Consider the following 22,607-nt stretch of genomic DNA (forward strand, 5'->3'; position numbering starts at 1 on the left):
TTTATTTGCCTCCAGAAATTAAGCTGCTGTAAAGATTAATATATTTTTCAGCAGTAATTTTTATATCATACATTTTACTTTTTTCAATGCATGAATTTTTTATTTTATTATACATATCGTTTCTCTCTAAAGAGAAAATAATTTTTGCAAGTTTTTTATAATCTCCAACAGGAAATAAGATTCCTCCTCCTTTTACTATAGCTGAAAGTCCTGGAACATCAGTTGCTATAGTTGGTATTCCTGCACTCATTGATTCAAGAGCTGTTATTCCAAAGCCTTCAAAAATAGATGATTGAACAGCAACATATGATGTTTTTAAAAGATCAGGAATATCTTTTCTTATTCCAAGAAAGAAAACTCTTGAGGAAAGATTTTTTTCAGAGGTAAACTTTTCAAGTTCCTCTCTTCTTTCTCCATCTCCAACAAGTACTAATTTATAAATTTTTGGAAGAAATTCAAGAGATTTTATAACAGTATCTTGATCTTTTGCTTTATGAAATCTTGAAATCATAATTATAATTTTATCATCAGTATCAAGACCATATTCAGATAAATCAATTTTATTTCCTTGTGAAAATCTGCTTAAGTCAACACCATTTTCAATAATTTCAAATCTTTTTTTATTTCCTCCTATCCATTTTATAAGTTCTTCTTGTGTAGCAGGAGAAATTGAAATAATTTTTTTATAAGGCTTATATATAAATCTGTCAATTAATTTAAATATAAATTTTTGCCTTCTGTTATTTGATGTACTGTGTTCTGTTGTAATATATATTCTTTTTCCAAAATCTATACGAGATGCAAGGCTTGTCCAGTACTGAGCATGAGTCAGATGAGAATGAACAACATCAAATTTTCCTTTTTTAGCATATTTTTTTATCTGAAACATATTTTTCCATGTTTTTATTGAATTATATTTAGAAACATGAACAGGGATATTTTTTAATTTAAAATTATCCATAAATACAGCATTTTTATCACAAAGAATAAGAAGTTCAGCTTCATGTCCCATAGCAATTTGTGCAGGAATAAGTTCTGTTAAAAGTTTTTCTGCACCTCCAAGCTCAAGAGATGTAATAGTATGAAGTATTTTCATAAATCCCTCCCTTTTTTAGTTTAATTAAAAATACAATATATTTTTGTCTGAATATATCTTAAAAGAAATTTAAGTTTTGCACTTATAGGAATATTATATGAAAGCATATCTTTATAATACAGGCAAAAACCTTGTGGATTTCTTTTTAAGTCCCTTTTGAAATTTTTAGTGTATCCATCTTCAAGATATTCAAAATAATATATTCCAAAGTCAATATATCTAAGATTGTAATATTTTCCTATTTTATTCCAAATATAACCTTCAGGTACAAATTTTTCACCAGAGATTTCAGGAAAAGGAAATTTTCTTAAAATATCTGTTTTAAAAATTTCTCCTTTATCACCAAGAATATTATATTTAAAAACTATGTCAATAGGATTTGAATCAATGTATTTTTCAGTGAAAGTTATTTTTCCTTCTTGAGAAATAGGTATTTTTCTGAAAACCATTCCTCCAAAATGTTCAGGAAGAGAGGCAGAATATTTTTTTATCATTGAGACAGCATCATCTGAAAGATAATCGTCACTGTCTACAATAAAAAAGTAATCACCTTCAGCCTTTTTAACTCCATTGTTTACAGCTCTTTGCTTTCCGCCATTTTCTTGATAGAAATATCTTATATTTAAGATATTTTCCTTTTTATAATCTTCTATAAGTTTATCTGTTCCATCTTTTGAACCATCATCAACTATAAGCCATTCAAAATCTTTATCCCTTTGCCTTTTTAAACTTTCATATAATCTTGGCAGAGTATTTTTTCTGTTATATGCAGGAGTAAAAATTGTAATCATAATTATCTTCCTTTTCCAAATACAACAGTTTTAAGCGTCATAAACATAATAGCAATGTCAAGACTTATACTGTGATGTTTAATATAATATAAATCATATTCTAATTTTCTTTCTGCATCTTCAACGCTTGCTCCATAAGGATACATAACCTGTGCCCATCCAGTAAGACCAGGTTTTACAAGATGTCTTAAATTATAATAAGGGATAACTTTTTCTAAATCTTTTATAAAAACCATTCTTTCAGGTCTTGGTCCAATGAAACTCATCTCTCCTTTAAGAACATTTAAAAGTTGAGGAAGTTCATCTATTCTTGTTTTTCTCATAAAGTTTCCAAATTTTGTAACTCTTGGATCGTTTTTAACTGCCCATTTTGCTCCATCTTTTTCTGCATCGTTTCTCATACTTCTAAATTTATGAACATTAAATTCTACATTATGTTCTCCAACTCTTGCCTGACTGTATATAACAGGACCTGGACTTTCAAGTTTTACAATAAGAGCAGCAATAAGCATAATAGGAGAAGTAAGAATTCCTATTACAACTGCCATTGAAATATCAAAAATTCTTTTGATTCTGTTGTGAATAGGACTGTGAAGAATTTTGAAACCATATCCATATAAAAGCCATTCGTTATTTATAAGTTCCACATCAATTTTATATGTTTCTTCCTGCATATAATCAAAATAACTTTTTACTTCAACACCATTCATTCTGATTTTTAAAATTGTATTAATTTCTTCTTCAGTTAAATGAAGTTTTGCAAGAATAACATAAGAAATTTTATTTTCTTTTACAAATGTTTCAATTTTATGAAGATCATCTATGTTAACAAATTCATATTCTTTTTTTCTTATAAGAGAAGAAAGAACTCTTCTTTTCATTTCTCCTGAACCATAAACTGTTGTTTTAATTTTTTTAAATGTTATACTGATAAGATATATACTTATTATAATCTGTACAGCTGTAAACATAAAGAACATAGGAATAACCCAGAAATCCCATGTAAGTATAAACCATATCATAAAGAAAAATAAGTTTATAAATACTGTGACAAAAAATTTATCCATTTTATAATGAGGAATATCAAATTTCATATTGTCTGAAAGATAAAGCCCCAGACATATAAACATAAAAACTCCTATTGAATAAATTTGCATTCCTGTACTTATAGGAACTATATAGTTAAGTATCAAATAGGCAGCTCCAAGAAGGAATATATATAAAATTTTTAAACTGCTGTTCTTATTATTCATGCTTTATCATCACCTTATATATTTTTAGGAGAAATTTTTGTTCTTTCTCCAAAGATAATATTATTTTCTTCTATTCCACTTTTCTTAAAATAGATTCTTGCTTTAAAATATTCTTCTCTTGTTTCTCTATCAACTTCAGAAAATACAGCACTTGAATATGTTGTGCTGCTGAATCCATAAACAATAAGAAGATTATTTTTTTTAGGAAGATATTGAATATGATTTACAGTATATCCTTTTGTAAGGTCATCATCTACTTTTAATTCCTTATATTCTTTTACTTCAATTTTATCTCCGCTTACTTTTCCAAGTGAATCAGTTTTTATAACAGTTTTTCCATTATCAAGAATCCAGCTGTCATTCTTATCCTTTTTTAGTATAACTCTTCCCATATTTTCATCACAATTAAAAACATATCTTATTTTTCCATAATTATCAAAAATGAAAGGAAGAGATTTTTCTTCTGTTATGAATGATGCTGTGTTCATTCCAGGCTCAAGAGTTCCTGGGAATAAATCTTCGTAATCTTTTTCTATTACAACTATAGGAAGTCTTTCATCAAGAATTTCAGTTTTTATAGAAAGAATTTTCTCTTTAATAACAGAATTTTTATTTTTAGAAAGTATTTTTATATTTACTTTATTGTTTGTATTTGGATAAAGTCCTACAACAGGAATTCCTTGTTCTGAAACTTTATTTAGAACATAACTGAAATCAGGATTTCCATCAATTCCTTTTATAGTAACTTTTATAGGATTATCTTTATATTCTGTATTGAAATTTACAAGAGCTCCAAGAGGAGTTCTGTTGTAAGGATTAAGTTTAATATAAGGATTTTCAAAAGTATAATTATAAGAAGTGTATTCTTTGTTAATTTCTATTTCATTTTTTCTGTCAGATAAGTAAAGTCCACCATAGTTTGCTATTTTATTATAGTCAAAGTCAGAAAGATTTATTCTGAAAAAATCTTTTAAAGAAGAATCTAAGTTTCCAAGTGCAGCAATATCTCTGCTTACTGCATAAATATCCTGCATATTTTCAAAATCAAGTTCCTGTGCAAAATATTTTTCATCAAGGCTTTTAAGATTAAATCTATCTTTTTCTTCTGAATTAAAAGGTTTTTCAAGAATTTTTACAAGAGATGGATTTTTTTCTACAAGAGAACTAAATTTATTAATATTATCATAAGAAAGGTTTTTTATGATATTTTTTAGATTTTCATTTAAAGTTAGCTTAACAAGTTTATCTTTTTGAATGATACTATTTGGAATTTCTTTTATAATATTCATATTGAAATTTTCTTTATTATATCCGAATTCATTTTTTATGTATGATGAAAATTCTGGAGAAATAGTTTCAAGAGCATTAAATCCGTTTAAAATTTTATATGTGCTCTGTGCTTTATCATAGCTTTGATTTTCAGATGTAAGATTTTTTAAGAAGTCTTTTTTATCGTTGCTATTTAAGGCAGAAACAAGGGCAGTTTCTTTTAAAATATCATTTGTGACTTCAAGTTTTTCAAAAGAAAGGTCGTTTATAATTTTACGGAAGTCTTTGTCACTTATTTTTCTATAAATTTCATTTTTAATTTTTTTATGATTATTCTTTTTATAAATTGTATTTAAAATATGACTTGAAGATACATTATCAGCCAGCTTATTTTTATTTACGCAAGTTATTCCCCCAAGAACAATAACTGCAAATGATAAAATGAGAATTGATTTTTCTTTTTTATTAAGCATATTTACCCCTCAATTAAAATAATTAACACAAATTATTATACAATTTTTTTCATTTAAAAAATAGAAATAAATTAATAATTTTTTAAATTTTGCAAATTATTGTAGCAAAGTTATGTGGCAAGTTTGTGGTTAAAATAAAATATAAATGACTATTAAAATAAAGTATATTTTTAAAAAATCGTTTTCAAAAATTTAAAAAATCATTTTTGTATCTTTAGTAAAAATTGTACTATTTAAGATTTTGATGTAAATAAAAAGAAAAAAATGTACAATATTATATTGACAAAAATAAAAATAAAGGGTATATAGATATTAAATAAATATGAAATCGTTTTCAAAAAAATAAAAGGTGATCCTTATGAAGATAAATGATGTTGCAGAATATGCAGGTGTATCTCCTGCAACAGTTTCAAGAGTCTTAAACAGAAAAAAAGTAAAGGAAGAAACAAGAAAAAAAGTAGAAGAAGCTATAAAAAAATTAAATTATACACCTAATTTTATGGCTAGCAATTTACAAAGAACAAAAAGTGGAATGCTCTTGATTTTAGTTCCTGAAATTTCAAATCCATATTATTCTCCTATTCTTGAAGGAGTTGAACTTACAGCAAGAAGTAGAGGTTATAATATAATACTAGGAAGTAGTTACTCATCAGAAGAACAACTTCTGGATTATTTGAATCTTCTTAATAAAAAACTTGTTGATGGTGTTATTCTTATGGAAAAAGTTTCAAAAGAAAAAATAATAAAAAAGATAAACGATGAAAGATTATATAATAGAATAGTTCAATGTAGTGAATATATAGATGAAAATAATTTATCCTGTATAACAATAGATCATAAAAAAGCAGCTTATGAAGCAGCAAGTCATCTAATTTCAATAGGAAAAAGAGAATTTTATCTTTTTAGAATGAAAAAAGATTTTACATATTCAGTTCTAAGAAGAGAAGGGTTTATAGAAGCTTTAAAAGATAATGGAATAGAATTAAAAAGGGAAAATGAAATTATTTTAGATGAACTCTCTATTAAAGAAAGCTTTAAACAAATGAATATACTTTTAAATAATAGAAAAATAGAAAATGCAGGGATATTTGCAGTTTCAGATGTGCTTGGAATAGGAATAATAAAAGCTTTGAATTTAAAGAATATAAAAATTCCTCAGGATGCAGCAGTTGTAGGATTTGATAATATTGATTTTTCTGCTGTTACAGAACCTTCTCTTACAACTATATCACAACCTGGTTACGAACTTGGAAAAGAATCTGTAAAACAGCTTTTAAAAATAATAGAAAATGGAAGTGTCACTCCTGAAAAGATTATACTTGAACATGAACTTATAGTAAGGGAAAGTACAAATAGAAAGTCTTTAAAATAGGGAGAAATTTCTCCTATAAAAATATAAGGAGGTATTGTTGATGAAGAGTTTTTTCAAAGTATTAGTAGGAGTAGTATTACTTAGTGTAGTATCTTTTGCAAAAATGCTTGGTATAGTAATGCCTAATGCAACTCATGGATTTACAGGTGAAAGTATAAAACATGCTAAAGCTGCAGCAGAAGAATATGCAAAAAAAGGAGGATTTGAATATAAATTCCTTACTTCAGCAGAAGCATCTGAACAAAATAACCAGCTTGATACATTAATTAATGAAAAAGTTGATTGTATAGTTCTTTGGCCTCATAATGGAAATGAACTTAGATCAGGAGCTATGAAAGTTGTTGAAGCAGGAATACCTCTTATTATTTATGATCGTCTGATAGAAGGATTTAAACCTACAGCTGAGGTTATGGGAGATAACTTTACGGTGGGTGAAGAAACAGGAAGATATTTAAATAAATATTTTGAAGAAGATTTGAAAAAAGGAACTGTAAACATTATAGAGTTTAAGGGAGATAACTCTACTGTTCCTCAACAGCGTTCAGAAGGTTTTGCAAGAACAGCTGATAAAAATATAAAAATAGTTCAGCAGTTCAGTACAGACTGGCAGAGAGCAAAAGCTCAAGAGCAAATGGAAACTTTCTTAAACAGTGTAAGCAAAGAAGAAGCTGAAAGCATAAAAGCTGTATTTACTCATGACGATGAACCTATGCTTGGTGTTATAGATGCAATAATGAACTATCAAGGACCAGCTAAACTTAATATTAAACTAATAACTGGTGTTGGTGGAAGAAGAGAAAATATAGAAACATTTGATATTTATAAACAAGAATTAGGACTTGATCAAGTTACATTCTTATTCTCTCCTGTAATGGTAAGAGATGCTGTTAAAATGGGGGCAGAAGTACTTGAAGGTAAAAAATTTGACGGATTATATTTGATACCTACTGAAATGATAGATAATAATAACTACAAAGAATACATGAAGGGTGAACAGTGGAAAATCAGATATGAAAGTGGTATTTAAGGTTTTAATAGGGATGAAATAATAATATAAAATAATTTTTAAAGAGGCTGACTAAAACAACAGTCAGCCTCTTTATTAAAATATTTCAGGAGGAAAACACTATGCTTTTAGAGATGAAAAATATATCTAAGTATTTTGGTCCAGTTGAAGCTCTAAAAGGAGTTTCCTTAAATGTAGAAAGAGGAGAGATTCACGGTTTATTAGGGGAAAACGGTGCAGGAAAATCTACTCTTATGAATATTCTTGCTGGAACATATTCAGCAACAAAAGGGGAAATATATTTTGACGGGGAAAAATATGATAATTTAACTACTAAAAAAACTCAAAATATGGGAATAAGATTTATACATCAAGAATTAAATCTTGTAAATGATTTGACTGTTTATGAAAATCTTTTTCTTGGGGAAGAAATAACAAATAAATTTGGAATTATAAATAGAAAAGAGATGATAAAAAAATCTGAAGAAGTTTTTAAAAGAATGAATCTTGATATAGATCCAATGATAGAAGTTGGTAATTTGGAGACATCAAGAAAACAGCTTGTAGAAATAGCTAAGGCTCTTCTTTTTCATGCTAAGCTTATAATAATGGATGAACCTACAACAGCTCTTACAAATAAAGAAATAGAAATGTTATTTGTTCTTATGAGAAAATTGAAGTCAGAGGGAGTGAGCATGATATATATTTCTCATAAAATGCCAGAGCTTTTCAGTATATGTGATAGGTACACAGTTTTAAGAGATGGTAATTTTATAGAAAGTGGAAATTTTAAAGATATAGATGAAAAAAGAGCGACAGAACTCCTTGTAGGAAGAAAAATAGCTGATGAACAAATAGAAAAAGAAAAAATTTCTGATGAAATACTTATGGAAGTAAAAGATATTTCTTTAAAAGGAAAATTCAGTAATATAAGTTTCAATCTTAAAAAAGGAGAAGTCATTGCTGTTACAGGACTTCATGGAGATGGAAGAGATTATCTTGCAGAGGCTCTTTATGGGGTGCACAAAATAGATACGGGAGAGGTAAGAGTAAAAGGAGAAAAGTTATCTTATAAGAACATAAAAGATACAGTAAATCATGGAATAAGTATGGTGCAAAGAAACAGAAAAGAGCGTTCTATTATAAAAGATATGAGTATATTGAATAATTTTTCAGTAGGAAGTTTTGTTTCAAAACATAAAAATTTCTTTATAAAAGACAGTGAAGAAATTGAAAAATTTAACATAAGAAAGCAAGAAATGTCTACAAAAATAGGACATTATAATGATTATATAACATCTTTATCTGGAGGAAATCAACAGAAAGTAATGATTGGAAGATGTCTTGAGCTGGATACAGATGTAATTATTCTTGATAATCCTACACAGGGAATAGATGTAGGGGCAAAATTTGAAATTTATAAAATAATAAATGAACTGGCACAAAAAGGAAAGGGTATTATTATTTTTAGTTCAGAGTATCCAGAGATACATAAAGTAGCAGACAGATGTTTTGTTATGTATAAAGGACATATAAATAAAGAACTTTCAAGAAATGAGTTCAGCGAAATAAATATAATGCACTATGCAACAGGAGCAAATTTGGAGGAAAAAATATGAGTCAGCTGAAAAATAATTTAACTTTTAAAAATATATATTCTAATTATACATTTATTTTTTCTTTTTTAGTGCTTGTAATAATAGCTACCGTAATAAATCATTCTTTTTTATCTTGGACAAGTCTTTCAACTCTTATGCTTCAGTCCTCTATAAAAGGAATAATAGCTTTAGGAATGACTTTGATTATAATTTCAGGACAGATAGACTTATCAGTTGGATCTCAGGCAGCTCTTATAGCAGGGCTTGGAGTTGTCGTTTTAAACAAAACTGAAAGTGCTTTTATAATGCTTCTATTCTGCATGGCATTTGGAATAGTTTTAGGAACAATAAATGGAGTGATAACAACTAAAGGAAAAATGGCTCCTTTTATAGTTACTCTTGCTACCATGAGTGCTTATAGATCAATAATTGTTCAGCTTGGTCAGGGAGGCCCTTTTAATGTAAATATGAAGATTCTTATGAGTTTCAGAAAAATAGCTGCAGGAAAAACCATTGGAATACCTAACCTTGCAATTATCTTTATAATTATAACAATTCTTATGGCTCTTATGGTAAAGTATACAAAGTTTGGAAGATATGTTTATGCTGTGGGATCAAATGAAAATGCAGCTTTTCTTACGGGGATAAATGTGGATAGGATAAAAACTTTATGTTTTACATTAACAGGACTTTTAACTGGAGTTTCTTCGTTTCTTCTTGCATCAAGACTTACTTCTATAACAGCAGCTAATGTTGGTAATGCTTTTGAGTTGGATGCTATTGCAGCTGTTGCAATAGGCGGAACAGCAATGAATGGTGGAAGAGGGAAAATATTTGGAACATTTCTTGGAGCAGTAATGCTTCAGATGATAGAAGGAATTTTGATTGCTGCTCGTATTCCGCCATTTTTATCAGGATTAGTAAAAGGTATTATAATAGTATTGGCTGTAGTATTCCAAAGTAAAAAAAATAATGATTAAATTTAATATTAAAACTTATAATTTCAAAATGATGGAGGTTAAAATTATGAAGCTTGGATTTTTGACAGGGATTATGGGTGATGTTTCTATTTATGAAAAAATAGAATGGGCAAGCAAAATAGGATTTAAAACATTGGAAGTTTCATGCTGGCCAAGAGTGAATACAAGAGATTATTCAGGAAGTGACATTGATGTGGTGAATTTTACAAAAGAGGAGGCTGATAGATTAAATGCTTTTCTAAAAGAAAAAGACATGACAATAGCTACTCTTGCTTATTATGATAATAACCTTGATCATAATTTGGAAAGAAGAAAAGGATATAATAATCATTTGATAAAAGTTATAGAAGCAGCTGCACTTTTAGGAGTAAAAAATGTTGGAACTTTTATAGGAAGGGATATGACACTTCCTATTGAAGATAATTTTGATGAAATGGAAAAAGTTTTTAAACCAATTTTAGAATATGCAAAAGAAAAAAATGTAAGAATTATAATTGAAAACTGTTCAATGCCAGGTTGGCATGAAAGTGGATGGGCAGGAACAATCTCTTATTCTCCTGAACTTTGGGATGAAATGTTTAAAAGACTTCCGTATGATAATTTTGGTCTTAACTATGATCCATCTCATCTTGTATGGCTTGGAATAGATTATTTAGAGGGACTTAAGAATTATAAGAATAGAATTTTTCAAGTCCATGCAAAAGATACAGAAGTATTCCATGATAAATTAAAAAATTGCTACAGTATTTTTGGAAAACAACTTAATAGAAAAGATAATTGGGATATGGGATATTGGAGACATAGAATGCCAGGTAAAGGAGATATTGATTGGGACAAGTTTATGGCTGTTCTAAAAGAAATAGGATATGACGATGAGGTTATAATTGAACATGAAGATTTAGAATATCAAGATACTTTAGAAAAAGTTAAAGAGGGGCTTACTTTAGGTTATAAATTTTTAAGTGAAAAATTATAAATTATTTCTGGAGGTTATTAAGTAAAATGAAAAAAATAAAAATAGGAATAATTGGATGTGGTTCAATAACAGAAAAAAGGCATGCACCTGAATATAGAGATAATCCTAATGTTGAAATAATAGCCTTTTATGATATTAATAAAAAAAGAGCTGAGCTTATGGCAGAAATGTTTGGAGGAAAAGCTGTTGATGATTATATGGAAATTTTAAGTAATCCTGAAATAACAGCTGTAAGTGATTGTACTCCTAATGATATGCACTGCCTTATTTCTACAACTGCAATGAAATGTGGAAAACATGTACTTTGTGAAAAACCTATGGCAAAGACTTTAGAGCAGGCAGAAGAAATAGTGAGAGTACAAAAAGAAACAGGAAAAATTTTTATGATGGACCATAATCAAAGATTTACCGAAGCACATAAAAGAGTAAAAGAAATAATAGAAAGCGGAAAAATGGGAAAAGTTATAACTTTCAGAACAACTTTTGGCCATGGAGGACCTGAATCTTGGACAGAGAGCAAGTCAAAAAATACATGGTTTTTCAAGAAAGAAAGAAGTCAGTATGGAGTTATAGGAGATTTAGGAGTTCATAAACTTGATCTTATAAGATTCTTAACTGGAGATGAATTCACAGCAGTTTCAGGAATGGGAGGAGCTCTAGATAAAACTTTTGAGAATGGAGAACCTATAGAAGTTTATGATAATACAGTGTGTATTTTAAAAATGAAAAGTGGAATATTAGGAACTGGAATTTTCAGCTGGACATATTATGGCCAGGAAGATAATTCTACAATATTATATCTTGAAAAAGGAATCATAAGAATATATGATGATCCTAAATATCAGATAAAAATTATTTATGAAGATGGAAGTGTAACAGAACTTGAAGTTGAAGCAATTCAAACAAATGATAATCAGACAAAGACAGGGGTAATAGATGCTTTTGTTGAAACTATTTTAGAGAATAAAAAATCTCCTGTTCCAGCAGAAGAGGGATTTGCTTCAATAAAAGTAGTAGATGCACTTATGAGAGCAGTTGAAGAAAAAAGAGAAATAGAAATTTAAAAAAGATAAAAACATATGTTAAGAAAAAAATTAAAAATATAATTTTCTTTTTAATTTTTGTAACATGAATGTGATTTATATTAAAACAAAATTCTATGAAAATAAGACAAAAAATGAAAATGTTATAAAACTTTACATTTTTAAGTATTAAAAAGTTGAAATATTTTCTCAAATGTGTTATTCTAAGATTATAAAGACAAATAAATAATCGCTTATATAATAGTCGTGATATGGACGACAAGTTTCTACCTGCAAACCTTAAATTAGCAGACTATAAGCATCAAAGATATAACTTAGAACTATAATTTGGGAATAATGAATATTATAACTTCGTTGTAGCTGTGTTGCTTCAAGAAAAATTGGGTTAATTTTTCGTTCTTTATAATTATGTATAATGAGGAGACAGAGAGACAATGTGTTTTATTTTTAAAAGGAATAAAAGGACATTAAGCAGCAAGTTTAACGAGACAAATTTAATTGGGTTAATTAATATAGAAAAGAAAAATGAAATTATGCACGCTATGAGTGTGCAGACGGTTTAGTAACGGTCTGCACTTTCGTAGCGTGCTTTTTTTTCACATTTATGGGAGTCAAATAACTAGAAGGAAATTCCAACGACTAATAAATGTGATGAACTGAAATTTTTATTTATTAAAATTTTAGTTCGCTTCAAATAAATTATATAAAATTTTTAAAATTAATGAATAAAGTTTTGGAGGGGAAAATAAATGGCAAGAGTTGGAGTTATTATGGGAAGCAGATCAGATCTTCCTACAATGGAAAATGCTATTGAAATGCTGAAGAGATTTGGAGTTGATTATGAAGTAAAAATTGTATCAGCTCACAGAACACCTGAACTTATGTTTGAGTATGCAAAATCAGCAAAAGAAAGAGGAATTAAAGTAATAATAGCAGGAGCAGGGGGAGCAGCACATCTTCCAGGAATGGTATCAAGTCTTACACCACTTCCTGTAATAGGAGTTCCTGTTCAGTCAAAAGCTTTAAGTGGATGGGATTCACTTCTTTCAATAGTTCAAATGCCAGGAGGAATTCCTGTTGGAACTGTAGCAATAGGAAATTCTGGAGCAAAAAATGCAGGAATACTTGCAAGTGAAATAATAGCTCTTATGGATGAAGAAGTAGCAGCTAAGCTTGAAAAATTTAGAACTGAACAGAGAGATGAAGTTTTAAGAACAAGTGAGGTTGAGGCATAATGCTTATAGAAAAAGGAAAATGGATAGCAGTTCTTGGAGGAGGACAGCTTGGAAAGATGTTATGTGAAAGTGCTAAGAGACAGGGATATAAGACAATGGTTCTTGAACCTTCAAAAGCAGCTTGTGCAGCTCTTGAGGCAGATTTACATCTTGCTAAACCTTATGATGATAAAGAAAGTCTTGTATATATTGCAAAAAATTCAAGTGTAGTAACTTATGAATTTGAAAATGTACCTTCAGAATCTATAGATATATTAGAAGAAAATGGAGGATATATTCCTCAAGGAAGAAGACCTTTATATATAAGTCAACATAGATTTAGAGAAAAAAGCAGTATAAATAATCTTGGAATAAAAACAGCTGAGTTCAGAGCAGTTACAGATAAAGAAAGTTTAAAAAAAGCAGTAGAAGAAATTGGTTATCCGTCAATTTTAAAAACTTCTATGGGAGGATATGACGGAAAAGGACAATGGGTTCTAAGAAATAAAGAAGATTTTGAAAAAGCTGTTGCTGAACTTTCTGACAGAGAATATATTTTGGAACAAATGGTTGATTTTCAATGTGAACTTTCATGTATAGCAGTAAAAAGTACAGATGGTTCAGTAGGAGTTTTTCCAGTTGTAGAGAATATTCATAAAAATGGAATACTTCATATAACAATAGCTCCTGCAAGAATATCTGAAGAAGTTCAGGAAAAAGTAAAAGAGATAACAAAAAAAATTATAGAGGGACTTAATTTTGTAGGACCTCTTGCAATAGAATATTTTTATGGAAAAGATGGAGAAATATATGTAAATGAAATGGCTCCAAGACCTCATAACAGTGCTCACTATACAATGGATGGTTGTGATAAATCACAGTTTGACTTACAAATAGAGGGTATATGTGGAAAACATCTTGAAGATCCTAAACTTATTAAAAAAAGTGTAATGCTTAATATTTTAGGTCAAGATGTTGAGAGAATAGAAAAAGCAGAACTTAGGGCTAATGAAAAACTTTATATGTATGGCAAGGGAGAAGCTAAAACTGACAGAAAAATGGGACACCTTAATATAACAGGTGAAAATCTAGAAGAGCTTATAAAGAGAGCAGAAGAACTTGCTAAATAAATTTTGGGACAGGAAATAATAATATTAAAACATTTATAATATGGAGGAAAGATGAATAAGAGAATTTTTGTTTCTAAAAAACAAGGATTTCAGGTTGAAGGAAATTCAATATTAAATGAAATCAGAGAAAACTTATATGAGACTGGACTTACAAGAGCAGAATTATATAATGTTTATGATGTTTTTAACTGTGATGAAGAGGATGTAAAACTTTTGAAAACTAAAGTTTTATCAGAACCTGTAACAGATAATGTCTATGATGAAATTGACTTAAATGGAAAAACTTATGTAGCAATAGAAAATCTTCCAGGACAATATGATCAAAGAGCTGACTCAGCAGAACAATGTCTTGCACTTCTAAATAGTAAAGATAGCGTTACAATAAAAAGTGGAAGAGTAATTATATTTTATGGAGAAGTAAAAGATCTTGATAAAATAAAAAAATACTTAATAAACCCTGTTGAAACAAGAGAAAAAGATTTAAGCATACTTGAAAATAATGAAGATGTAACAGTTGAACCAGTTCCTGTTCTTGAAGGATTTAGAAAACTTTCAAGAGAAGAGCTTGAAAAATTTGTAAGTGATAATGGACTTGCAATGACAGCTGATGATTTAGAGCATATTCAAAAATACTTTATAGAAGAAGACAGAGATCCTACAGAAACAGAAATAAAAGTTCTTGATACTTATTGGTCAGATCACTGCAGACATACAACTTTTGAAACATTCTTAAAAAGTGTAACAATAGAAAAAGGTGAGATGACAGAAGCAATTCAAAGAGCATATGAAAAATATCTTGAACTTAGAAAAGAAGTTCATGGAAATAAAAAACCTATGACTCTTATGGATATGGGAACACTTGGTGGAAAATATATGAGAAAAATCGGTAAGCTTGATGATATGGAGATTACTGATGAAATAAATGCTTGTAGCATAGAAGTAGATATTGATGTTGATGGAAAAACTGAAAGATGGCTTTTAATGTTTAAAAATGAAACTCATAACCATCCAACAGAAATAGAACCTTTCGGAGGAGCAAGTACTTGTATTGGAGGAGCAATAAGAGATCCTCTTTCAGGAAGAGCATATGTGTATCAAGCAATGAGAATAACAGGAGCAGGAGATATATGTGAAAAACTTGAGGATACACTTCCTAATAAACTTCCTCAAGTAAGAATTTCAAAAGGAGCAGCTCATGGATATTCTTCTTATGGAAACCAAATAGGGCTTGCAACAACATTTGTAAGAGAAATATATCATAATGGATATAAAGCAAAAAGAATGGAAGTTGGAGCAGTAGTTGGAGCAGTTAAAAAAGAGTATGTTTTAAGAGAAGAACCAAAACCAGGAGATCTTGTAATAGTTCTTGGTGGTAAAACAGGAAGAGATGGTGTAGGAGGAGCTACAGGATCATCTAAAGAGCACAATGACTCATCTCTTACTAAATGTTCTTCAGAAGTTCAAAAAGGTAATGCTCCAATAGAAAGAAAAATTCAAAGAGCTTTCAGAAATCCTGAAGTAACAAAGCTTATTAAAAAATCAAATGACTTTGGTGCTGGAGGAGTTTCAGTAGCAATTGGAGAACTTGCAAGAGGAATAGAAGTAAACTTAGATATGGTATCAGTAAAATATCTTGGACTTAGTGGAACAGAACTTGCAATAAGTGAATCTCAAGAAAGAATGGCAGTTGTTATAGCTCCTGAAAACAGAGAAAAATTTGAAGCATTAATGAAAGAAGAAAATCTTGAAACAAGATTAGTTGCAAAAGTAACAGAAAAAGAAAATCTAGTAATTAAATTCAGAGGGGAAACAATAGTTGACATAGCAAGAAGTTTCCTTGATACAAATGGAGTAAGACAAGAACAAGATGTAAAAGTTATTGCTCCAGTTAAAGAAGAAATATTTAAATCAGATAAAACAGGAACTGTTGAAGAAAAACTTACTGCAACATTAAAGGATATGAATGTAGCTTCTCAAAGAGGAATGGTAGAGATGTTTGACTCAACAGTAGGTCGTTCAACAGTGCTTATGCCTTATGGAGGAAAATACCAACTTACAGAAAGTGAAGGAAGCGTTCAGAAGTTCCCAACACTAGGATTTACAAATACAGCTTCAGTTATGACTTATGGATTTAATCCTTACATTTCTGAAAAATCTCCATATCTTGGAGCAATTTATGCAGTAATAGAATCTCTTGCAAGACTTACTGCTGTAGGAGCAGATTATAAAAAAGCAAGACTTACTTTCCAAGAATATTTTGAAAGACTTGGAAAAGAACCTTCAAGATGGGGAAAACCATTTATGGCACTTCTTGGAGCACTTGAAGCTCAGGTTGAGTTTGAAACTCCTGCTATTGGAGGAAAAGACAGTATGAGTGGAACATTTAAAAATATAGATGTCCCTCCTACATTGATATCTTTTGCAGTAACAACAGAAAAAACTCAGAATATAGTTTCTTCTGAATTTAAAGCAGCAGGAAATTATATTTATTTAGTAAAACCTGAATATAATGAAGATTTCACTCCAAAATATGATACAGTGAAAGCAGTATTTGACAATGTAAGAAAAGAAATGCTTGCAGGAAATGTAGTATCAGCTTCAGTTGTAAAATTTGGAGGAGTAGCAGAAGCATTAATGAAGATGACATTTGGTAATAAACTTGGAATAAATGTTGATACAGATGCAGAATTATTTGATCTTATGCCTGGAGCAATAGTTGTTGAAACTAAGAAAAAATTATCATTTGGAATTCTTTTAGGAACAGTGGAAGATACAAAAGAAATAAGAATAAACGGAGCAGTAATAAATATAGATAAAGCATTATCTGATTGGGAAGAAAGATATGCAAAAATTTATCCTTATAATACAAATGCAGAAGATAAAAAAGTATTTACTCCTGTAGAGAAAAAAGGAAATATGAAACAGAAAGCTTCAGTATTATATGATACACCAAAAGTTTTAGTTCTTGCATTCCCAGGAACAAACTCAGAATATGATACAGCAAAAGCATTTGAAAGAGCTGGAGGAGCAGCAGAGATATTTGTAATTAATAATCTTACAGTTAAAGATATGGAAGCTTCAATAGAGGAGCTTAGCAGAAAAATAAAAGAAGTTCAGATAGTTGCACTTCCTGGAGGATTCAGTGCAGGAGATGAGCCAGATGGTTCTGGTAAATTTATAACAAATATATTACAAAATCCAAAAGTTAAAGCTGCTATAAAAGAATTTTTAGCAAAAGAAGGATTGATGTTAGGTATTTGTAATGGATTCCAAGCTTTAATAAAATCAGGACTTTTACCATATGGAGATATGGATAAATTAAATGAAAACTCTCCTACATTATTTAGAAATGACATTAACCGTCATATTTCAAGAATTGCTACAACAAGAATAGCTTCTAATTCATCTCCTTGGCTTTCATCTTTTGAAATAGGAGATATGCATTCAATGACACTTTCTCATGGAGAAGGAAAGTTTGTAGTAAGTGAAGAGTTTGCAAAAGAATTATTTGAAAATGGACAGGTTGCAACTCAATACTGTAACCTTGAAGGAGAACCTACAATGGATGGAAAATATAACCTTAATGGTTCATATTATGCTATTGAAGGAATTACATCTAAGGACGGACAAATCCTTGGAAAAATGGGACACTCAGAGCGTTATGAAGATGGAACATTTAAAAATATTTACGGAGAAAAGATGCAGGATATCTTCCAGAATGGAGTAAACTTCTTTAAAAAATAATAAAGAAAACTTCAGATGAGAAGGCATTGTATTTTGGTATATTTTGTTAAATTTTAATATCATACAGGTCGTATAAAATAAGGAAGAGGAAAAATAAAAATGAGAGAATTTGATTATATATTAGATGAAATACATGAAGAATGTGGAGTGTTTGGAATTTACAATGTGGAAAATGCAGCTCAGCTTACATATTATGGACTACACTCACTTCAACACAGAGGACAACAAGGAGCAGGAATAGCAACTTCTGACAATGGTCATATTTTAAGACATAGAGGAAATGGTCTTGTAATAGAAGTTTTCAATAGTGAAAATATTTCTGAACTAAAAGGAAATATGGCAATAGGACATGTAAGAATGGGAGATGTAAAATCTCCTGGGATAGAAAATATTCAGCCACTTCTAGTTCGTTCACATCTTGGAGATTTTTCTGTTGCTCACAACGGAAGAATAGTAAATGGAGACCAGCTTAGAATGCAACTTGAATTTGAAGGAAGTATATTCCAATCATCTTCAGACAGTGAAATTTTATGTCATCTTATCCAAAAAGAGTCAGGAACTTTTACTGAAAAACTTACAAAAGCAGTTTCAAAACTTGAAGGAGCTTTCTCTTTTGTAGTTATGACAGGAAGCACAATATATGCAGTAAGAGATAAAAATGGACTTCATCCACTTTCAATTGCAGAACTTGGTGAAGGTTATGTAATAAGTTCAGAAACAGTTGCTTTTGAAACTCTTGGAGCAAAATTCATGAGAAGTGTAAAACCAGGAGAAATTATAAAAATAAATAAAGAAGGTTTAAAATCAATATTCTATACAAACTGTACACAAGATAAAATGTGTTCAATGGAATTTATTTATTTCTCAAGACCAGACAGTACAATCAATGGTCTTAATGTTCATACATCAAGAAGAATATGTGGAAGAATTTTAGCAGAAGAAAGCCCTTGTCCAGAGGCAGATATGGTAATAGGTGTTCCAGATTCATCACTTTCAGCAGCAGTTGGATATGCTGATGGATCAGGACTTCCATATGAAACAGGACTTATTAAAAACCGTTACATAGGAAGAACATTTATTCAGCCAACACAGCAAGAAAGAGAAAGAGGAGTAAAAATGAAACTTTCTCCTATGTCATCTGTAATAGCAGGAAAGAAAATAGTTCTTGTAGATGATTCAATAGTAAGAGGAACAACAAGTAAATATATAATTAAATTATTAAAAGAAGCAGGAGCAAAAGAGGTTCATGTAAGAATAGCTTCTCCTGCAATGATAGCTCCATGTTTCTACGGAGTTGATACATCAAGTCTTAAAGATTTAATAAGTGCAAGAATGAATTTAGAAGAATTAAGAGAATATATAGCTGCAGATTCATTAGCATTTTTATCAGTAGAAGGACTTAGAAAAGGTCTTGGAAATAATATCTGTGCAGCGTGCTTTGATAAAAACTATCCAACATATCTGTTTGGTTTAGAAAAAAAATTTAAAGAAGAAAAGGAAGGTAAATAAAGATGAGTAAAAAATATATGGAATCAGGTGTAAACTTAGAAGCTGGATATGAATCAGTGAGAAGAATAAAATCTCATGTTGAAAGAACAAAAGTAAAAGGTATGATTGACAGTTTAGGTGCATTTGGAGGAATGTTTGATTTATCATCTTTAGGATATAAAGAACCTGTTCTTATAAGTGGAACAGACGGAGTTGGAACAAAACTTATGCTTGCTTTTGAAATGGATAAGCACGACACAATAGGACAAGATGTTGTGGCTATGTGTGTTAATGATGTTCTTGTACAAGGGGCTATGCCTATATTTTTCTTAGACTATGTTGCAGTAGGTAAGAACTTCCCAGAACAGATAGAACAAATAGTAAAAGGTGTTGCTGATGGATGTGTTCTTTCAGAATGTGGGCTTATAGGAGGAGAAACAGCAGAAATGCCTGATATGTATGAAGTAGGAGATTACGATCTTGCAGGATTCTGTGTTGGTGTTGTAGAAAAAAGTAAATTAATAACAGGGGCAAAAGTTAAAAAAGGAAATAAAATCATCGGACTTACTTCTTCAGGAGTTCATTCAAATGGATTCTCTCTTGTAAGAAAAATAGTTATGAAAGATAAAAAGTTAGATTTAAATGGATATAAAGATGTATTTGGAGGAAAATCTTTAGGAGAAACTCTTCTTGCTCCAACAAGAATTTATGTTAAAACAATAAAAGCTCTTCTTGAAAAAGTAGAAGTGAATGGAATGTGTCACATTACAGGAGGAGGTTTCTATGAAAATGTACCTAGAATTCTTCCAGAAGGACTTCAAGCAAGAATAGATACAAAAGTAATTGATACTCCTGAAATTTTCAAATTCCTTGCAAAAGAGGGAGATGTACCTAAAGAAGATATGTACAATGTATTCAACATGGGTATTGGATTCATGATAGTTGTTGATGAAGATAAAGTTTCTGAAACAATGGAAGTTTTAAAAGCTAATGGAGAAAAACCTGTGGTTCTTGGAGAAATAGTTGAAGGTGAAGGAGTAGACCTTATATGGTAAGAGTAGCTGTATTTGCTTCAGGAAATGGAGGGAATTTTGAAAGCATAGTAAAAACGAGCAGAGAGTGGAAACACTCTCCATGCTCTATAGAACTTCTTATTGTAGATAAGAAAAATGCTTTTGCAATAAAAAGAGCAGAAAATTTAGGGATTCCATGTTATGTAGTTTCTTTAAAAGAATGTGCTGATAAAAAAGAGTATGAAGAAAAAATAATAAAAATTTTAAGAGATAATAGTATAGAACTTATTGCTCTTGCAGGATATATGAAAATAATTTCGGAAGTTTTATTAAATGCTTACAGAAATAAAATTATAAATATTCATCCTGCATATCTTCCAAACTTCCCAGGAAAAGATGGAATAGGAGATGCTTTCAGAGCTGGTGCTGAAGAAACTGGTGTTACAATTCATTATGTAGATGAAGGAGTAGATTCAGGAGAAATAATTTATCAGGAAAAATTAAAAATTGAAAAATCATGGGATTTAGAAAAGTTAGAAGAGGAAATTCATAAAATAGAACATAGAATTTACCCTATGATTTTAAAAGAGCTTTGTGAAAAGATTGAGGAGGAAAGAAAATAAATGAAAAGAGCATTGATAAGTGTTTCAGATAAAACAGGAATAGTAGAGTTTGCAAAAGAATTAAGTACATTAGGATATGAAATAATATCAACAGGAGGAACTAAAAAAGCTCTTGATGATGCAGGACTTAAAACTCTTTCTATTTCTGATATAACTCATTTTCCAGAAATGATGGATGGAAGAGTAAAAACTCTTCACCCAAATGTACATGGAGGACTTCTTTGTGTAAGAGACAATGAAGAACATATGAAAGACTTAGTTGAAAATAAAATAGAACTTATAGATTTAGTAGTTGTAAATCTTTATCCTTTTAAAGAAACTCTAAAAAAAGGAGGAACACACGAAGAGCTTATTGAAAATATAGATATTGGTGGGCCAAGTATGTTAAGAAGTGCTGCTAAAAATCATAAATTTGTAACTGTTTGTGTAGATCCTGCAGATTATGAAAGAGTTTTAGCAGAAATCAAAGAACATGGAGATACAACTTTAGAGTTCAGACAATTTCTTGCAGCAAAAGTATTCAGAACAACAGCTGCTTATGATGCTCTTATAGCTGGTTACTTAACAAAAAAATTAGGAATAGAATACCCAGAAAAAATGACTCTTACTTATGAAAAAGTTCAGGATTTAAGATATGGGGAAAACCCTCATCAATCAGCAGCATTCTATGCTTGTCCAATGACAGGATATTCAATAGCTGGTGCAAAACAACTTCATGGTAAAGAATTATCTTATAACAATATCCAAGATGCTAATGGAGCTATTGAAATATTAAGAGAATTTAAAGATGGTAAGAAAGCTGTAGTTGCAGTAAAACATACAAATCCTTGTGGAGTAGGACTTGGAAACACATTAAGAGAAGCATGGGATAAAGCTTATGCAGCAGATCCTGTTTCTATATTTGGAGGAATAGTTGCAGTAAATGATACTATAGATGAAGATGTTGCAACAGAACTTCATAAACTTTTCCTAGAAATAGTAATAGCTCCTGCATTTACAGAAAAAGCTCTTGAAATTTTAATGACTAAGAAAAATATAAGACTTATGACTCTTGATATTAATCAAGAAATAATTAATAAACAAAGAGTAATGGGAGTAAATGATGGACTTCTTGTTCAAGATATAGATTATGGAACAATAACAGCAGAAGACTTAGTATGTGTTACAGAAACAAAACCTACAGCAGAAGATATTGAAGAAATGCTATTTGGATGGAAAGTTGTTAAAAATGTTAAATCAAATGCAATAGTAATAAGTAAAGGAAATCAAACTCTAGGAATTGGGGCAGGACAAATGAACAGAGTAGGAGCTGCGAAAATAGCTCTTGAACAAGCTGGAGAAAAATCAAAAGGTTCATATATGTCATCTGATGCTTTCTTCCCAATGCCTGATACAGTTGAACTTGCAGTTAAACACGGAGTAAAAGCTATAATTCAGCCTGGTGGTTCTATAAAAGATCAACTTTCAATAGATGTATGTAATGCTAATGGAATAGCAATGGTATTTACTAAGATGAGACACTTCAAACACTAATCATA

17 protein-coding genes and 1 riboswitch are annotated in these 22,607 nt (G+C 29.9%); of the genes, 13 read left to right on the top strand and 4 right to left on the bottom strand.

The annotated features are described in order from the left end of the window. Nucleotide 1: 1 nt before the first annotated feature. Genes I6E17_RS00115 through I6E17_RS00130 form a run of 4 tightly spaced genes read right to left on the bottom strand, consistent with a single transcriptional unit; the run spans nucleotide 2 to nucleotide 4,882 of the window. The gene (locus tag I6E17_RS00115; RefSeq protein ID WP_235234859.1) at nucleotides 2-1,096 is read right to left on the bottom strand and encodes a glycosyltransferase; all 1,095 of its coding nucleotides are present in this window, start codon (nucleotides 1,094-1,096) and stop codon (nucleotides 2-4) included. 20 nt (nucleotides 1,097-1,116) lie between these two features. Beyond that, the gene (locus I6E17_RS00120) at nucleotides 1,117-1,887 is read right to left on the bottom strand and encodes a glycosyltransferase family A protein (protein WP_235234860.1); all 771 of its coding nucleotides are present in this window, start codon (nucleotides 1,885-1,887) and stop codon (nucleotides 1,117-1,119) included. Between the two features lie 2 nt (nucleotides 1,888-1,889). After that, nucleotides 1,890-3,140, bottom strand: a complete 1,251-nt coding sequence (locus I6E17_RS00125; RefSeq protein ID WP_235234861.1) for an exopolysaccharide biosynthesis polyprenyl glycosylphosphotransferase — start codon at nucleotides 3,138-3,140, stop codon at nucleotides 1,890-1,892. Nucleotides 3,141-3,154: 14 nt separating this feature from the next. Further along, the gene (locus I6E17_RS00130; protein WP_235234862.1) at nucleotides 3,155-4,882 is read right to left on the bottom strand and encodes an aryl-sulfate sulfotransferase N-terminal domain-containing protein; all 1,728 of its coding nucleotides are present in this window, start codon (nucleotides 4,880-4,882) and stop codon (nucleotides 3,155-3,157) included. A gap of 358 nt (nucleotides 4,883-5,240) precedes the next feature. Between I6E17_RS00130 and I6E17_RS00135 the strand changes: the two genes are divergently transcribed. The 13 genes from I6E17_RS00135 (at nucleotide 5,241) to purH (ending at nucleotide 22,602) form a co-directional block, all read left to right on the top strand. Beyond that, nucleotides 5,241-6,254, top strand: coding sequence for a LacI family DNA-binding transcriptional regulator (locus tag I6E17_RS00135; RefSeq protein WP_235234863.1), 1,014 nt, complete (start codon nucleotides 5,241-5,243; stop codon nucleotides 6,252-6,254). A 40-nt stretch (nucleotides 6,255-6,294) separates the two neighbouring features. Further along, complete coding sequence (locus I6E17_RS00140) at nucleotides 6,295-7,281, top strand: substrate-binding domain-containing protein (RefSeq protein ID WP_176829667.1); 987 nt, start codon at nucleotides 6,295-6,297, stop codon at nucleotides 7,279-7,281. 101 nt (nucleotides 7,282-7,382) lie between these two features. Beyond that, entirely contained in the window at nucleotides 7,383-8,879 is a 1,497-nt protein-coding gene (locus I6E17_RS00145) for a sugar ABC transporter ATP-binding protein (protein WP_235234865.1), read from the top strand. Beyond that, nucleotides 8,876-9,838, top strand: a complete 963-nt coding sequence (locus I6E17_RS00150; RefSeq protein WP_176829669.1) for an ABC transporter permease — start codon at nucleotides 8,876-8,878, stop codon at nucleotides 9,836-9,838. Before I6E17_RS00145 ends, I6E17_RS00150 begins: the two co-directional genes overlap by 4 nt. 46 nt (nucleotides 9,839-9,884) lie before the next feature. Next, nucleotides 9,885-10,814, top strand: a complete 930-nt coding sequence (locus I6E17_RS00155; protein WP_176829670.1) for a sugar phosphate isomerase/epimerase family protein — start codon at nucleotides 9,885-9,887, stop codon at nucleotides 10,812-10,814. 26 nt (nucleotides 10,815-10,840) lie between these two features. Beyond that, a complete protein-coding gene (locus I6E17_RS00160) occupies nucleotides 10,841-11,878 on the top strand; it encodes a Gfo/Idh/MocA family protein (RefSeq protein WP_176829671.1) in 1,038 nt (345 codons plus the stop codon). Nucleotides 11,879-12,070: 192 nt separating this feature from the next. Then, nucleotides 12,071-12,172, top strand: a riboswitch (purine riboswitch). 434 nt (nucleotides 12,173-12,606) lie between these two features. Beyond that, nucleotides 12,607-13,092 (top strand): 5-(carboxyamino)imidazole ribonucleotide mutase, encoded by a 486-nt coding sequence (gene purE, locus I6E17_RS00165; RefSeq protein WP_235234867.1) that lies wholly within the window; start codon nucleotides 12,607-12,609, stop codon nucleotides 13,090-13,092. Next, nucleotides 13,092-14,201, top strand: coding sequence for a 5-(carboxyamino)imidazole ribonucleotide synthase (purK, locus tag I6E17_RS00170; RefSeq protein WP_235234868.1), 1,110 nt, complete (start codon nucleotides 13,092-13,094; stop codon nucleotides 14,199-14,201). The genes purE and purK overlap by 1 nt, the downstream gene beginning before the upstream one ends. Before the next feature lie 51 nt (nucleotides 14,202-14,252). Then, nucleotides 14,253-17,945, top strand: coding sequence for a phosphoribosylformylglycinamidine synthase (locus tag I6E17_RS00175; protein ID WP_235234869.1), 3,693 nt, complete (start codon nucleotides 14,253-14,255; stop codon nucleotides 17,943-17,945). A 99-nt stretch (nucleotides 17,946-18,044) separates the two neighbouring features. Continuing rightward, nucleotides 18,045-19,454: an amidophosphoribosyltransferase gene (gene purF / locus I6E17_RS00180; protein ID WP_176829674.1), complete on the top strand. Its 1,410-nt coding sequence runs from the start codon at nucleotides 18,045-18,047 to the stop codon at nucleotides 19,452-19,454. A 2-nt stretch (nucleotides 19,455-19,456) separates the two neighbouring features. Then, entirely contained in the window at nucleotides 19,457-20,488 is a 1,032-nt protein-coding gene (purM, locus tag I6E17_RS00185; protein ID WP_176829675.1) for a phosphoribosylformylglycinamidine cyclo-ligase, read from the top strand. After that, nucleotides 20,482-21,069 carry a phosphoribosylglycinamide formyltransferase gene (purN, locus tag I6E17_RS00190; protein ID WP_176829676.1) on the top strand — a complete coding sequence of 196 codons (588 nt, stop codon included), beginning with the start codon at nucleotides 20,482-20,484 and terminating at the stop codon, nucleotides 21,067-21,069. The genes purM and purN overlap by 7 nt, the downstream gene beginning before the upstream one ends. After that, nucleotides 21,070-22,602 carry a bifunctional phosphoribosylaminoimidazolecarboxamide formyltransferase/IMP cyclohydrolase gene (gene purH, locus I6E17_RS00195; RefSeq protein ID WP_176829677.1) on the top strand — a complete coding sequence of 511 codons (1,533 nt, stop codon included), beginning with the start codon at nucleotides 21,070-21,072 and terminating at the stop codon, nucleotides 22,600-22,602. Nucleotides 22,603-22,607: the final 5 nt, after the last annotated feature.

This window comes from Fusobacterium perfoetens (assembly GCF_021531595.1).
Classification (GTDB): domain Bacteria; phylum Fusobacteriota; class Fusobacteriia; order Fusobacteriales; family Fusobacteriaceae; genus Fusobacterium_B.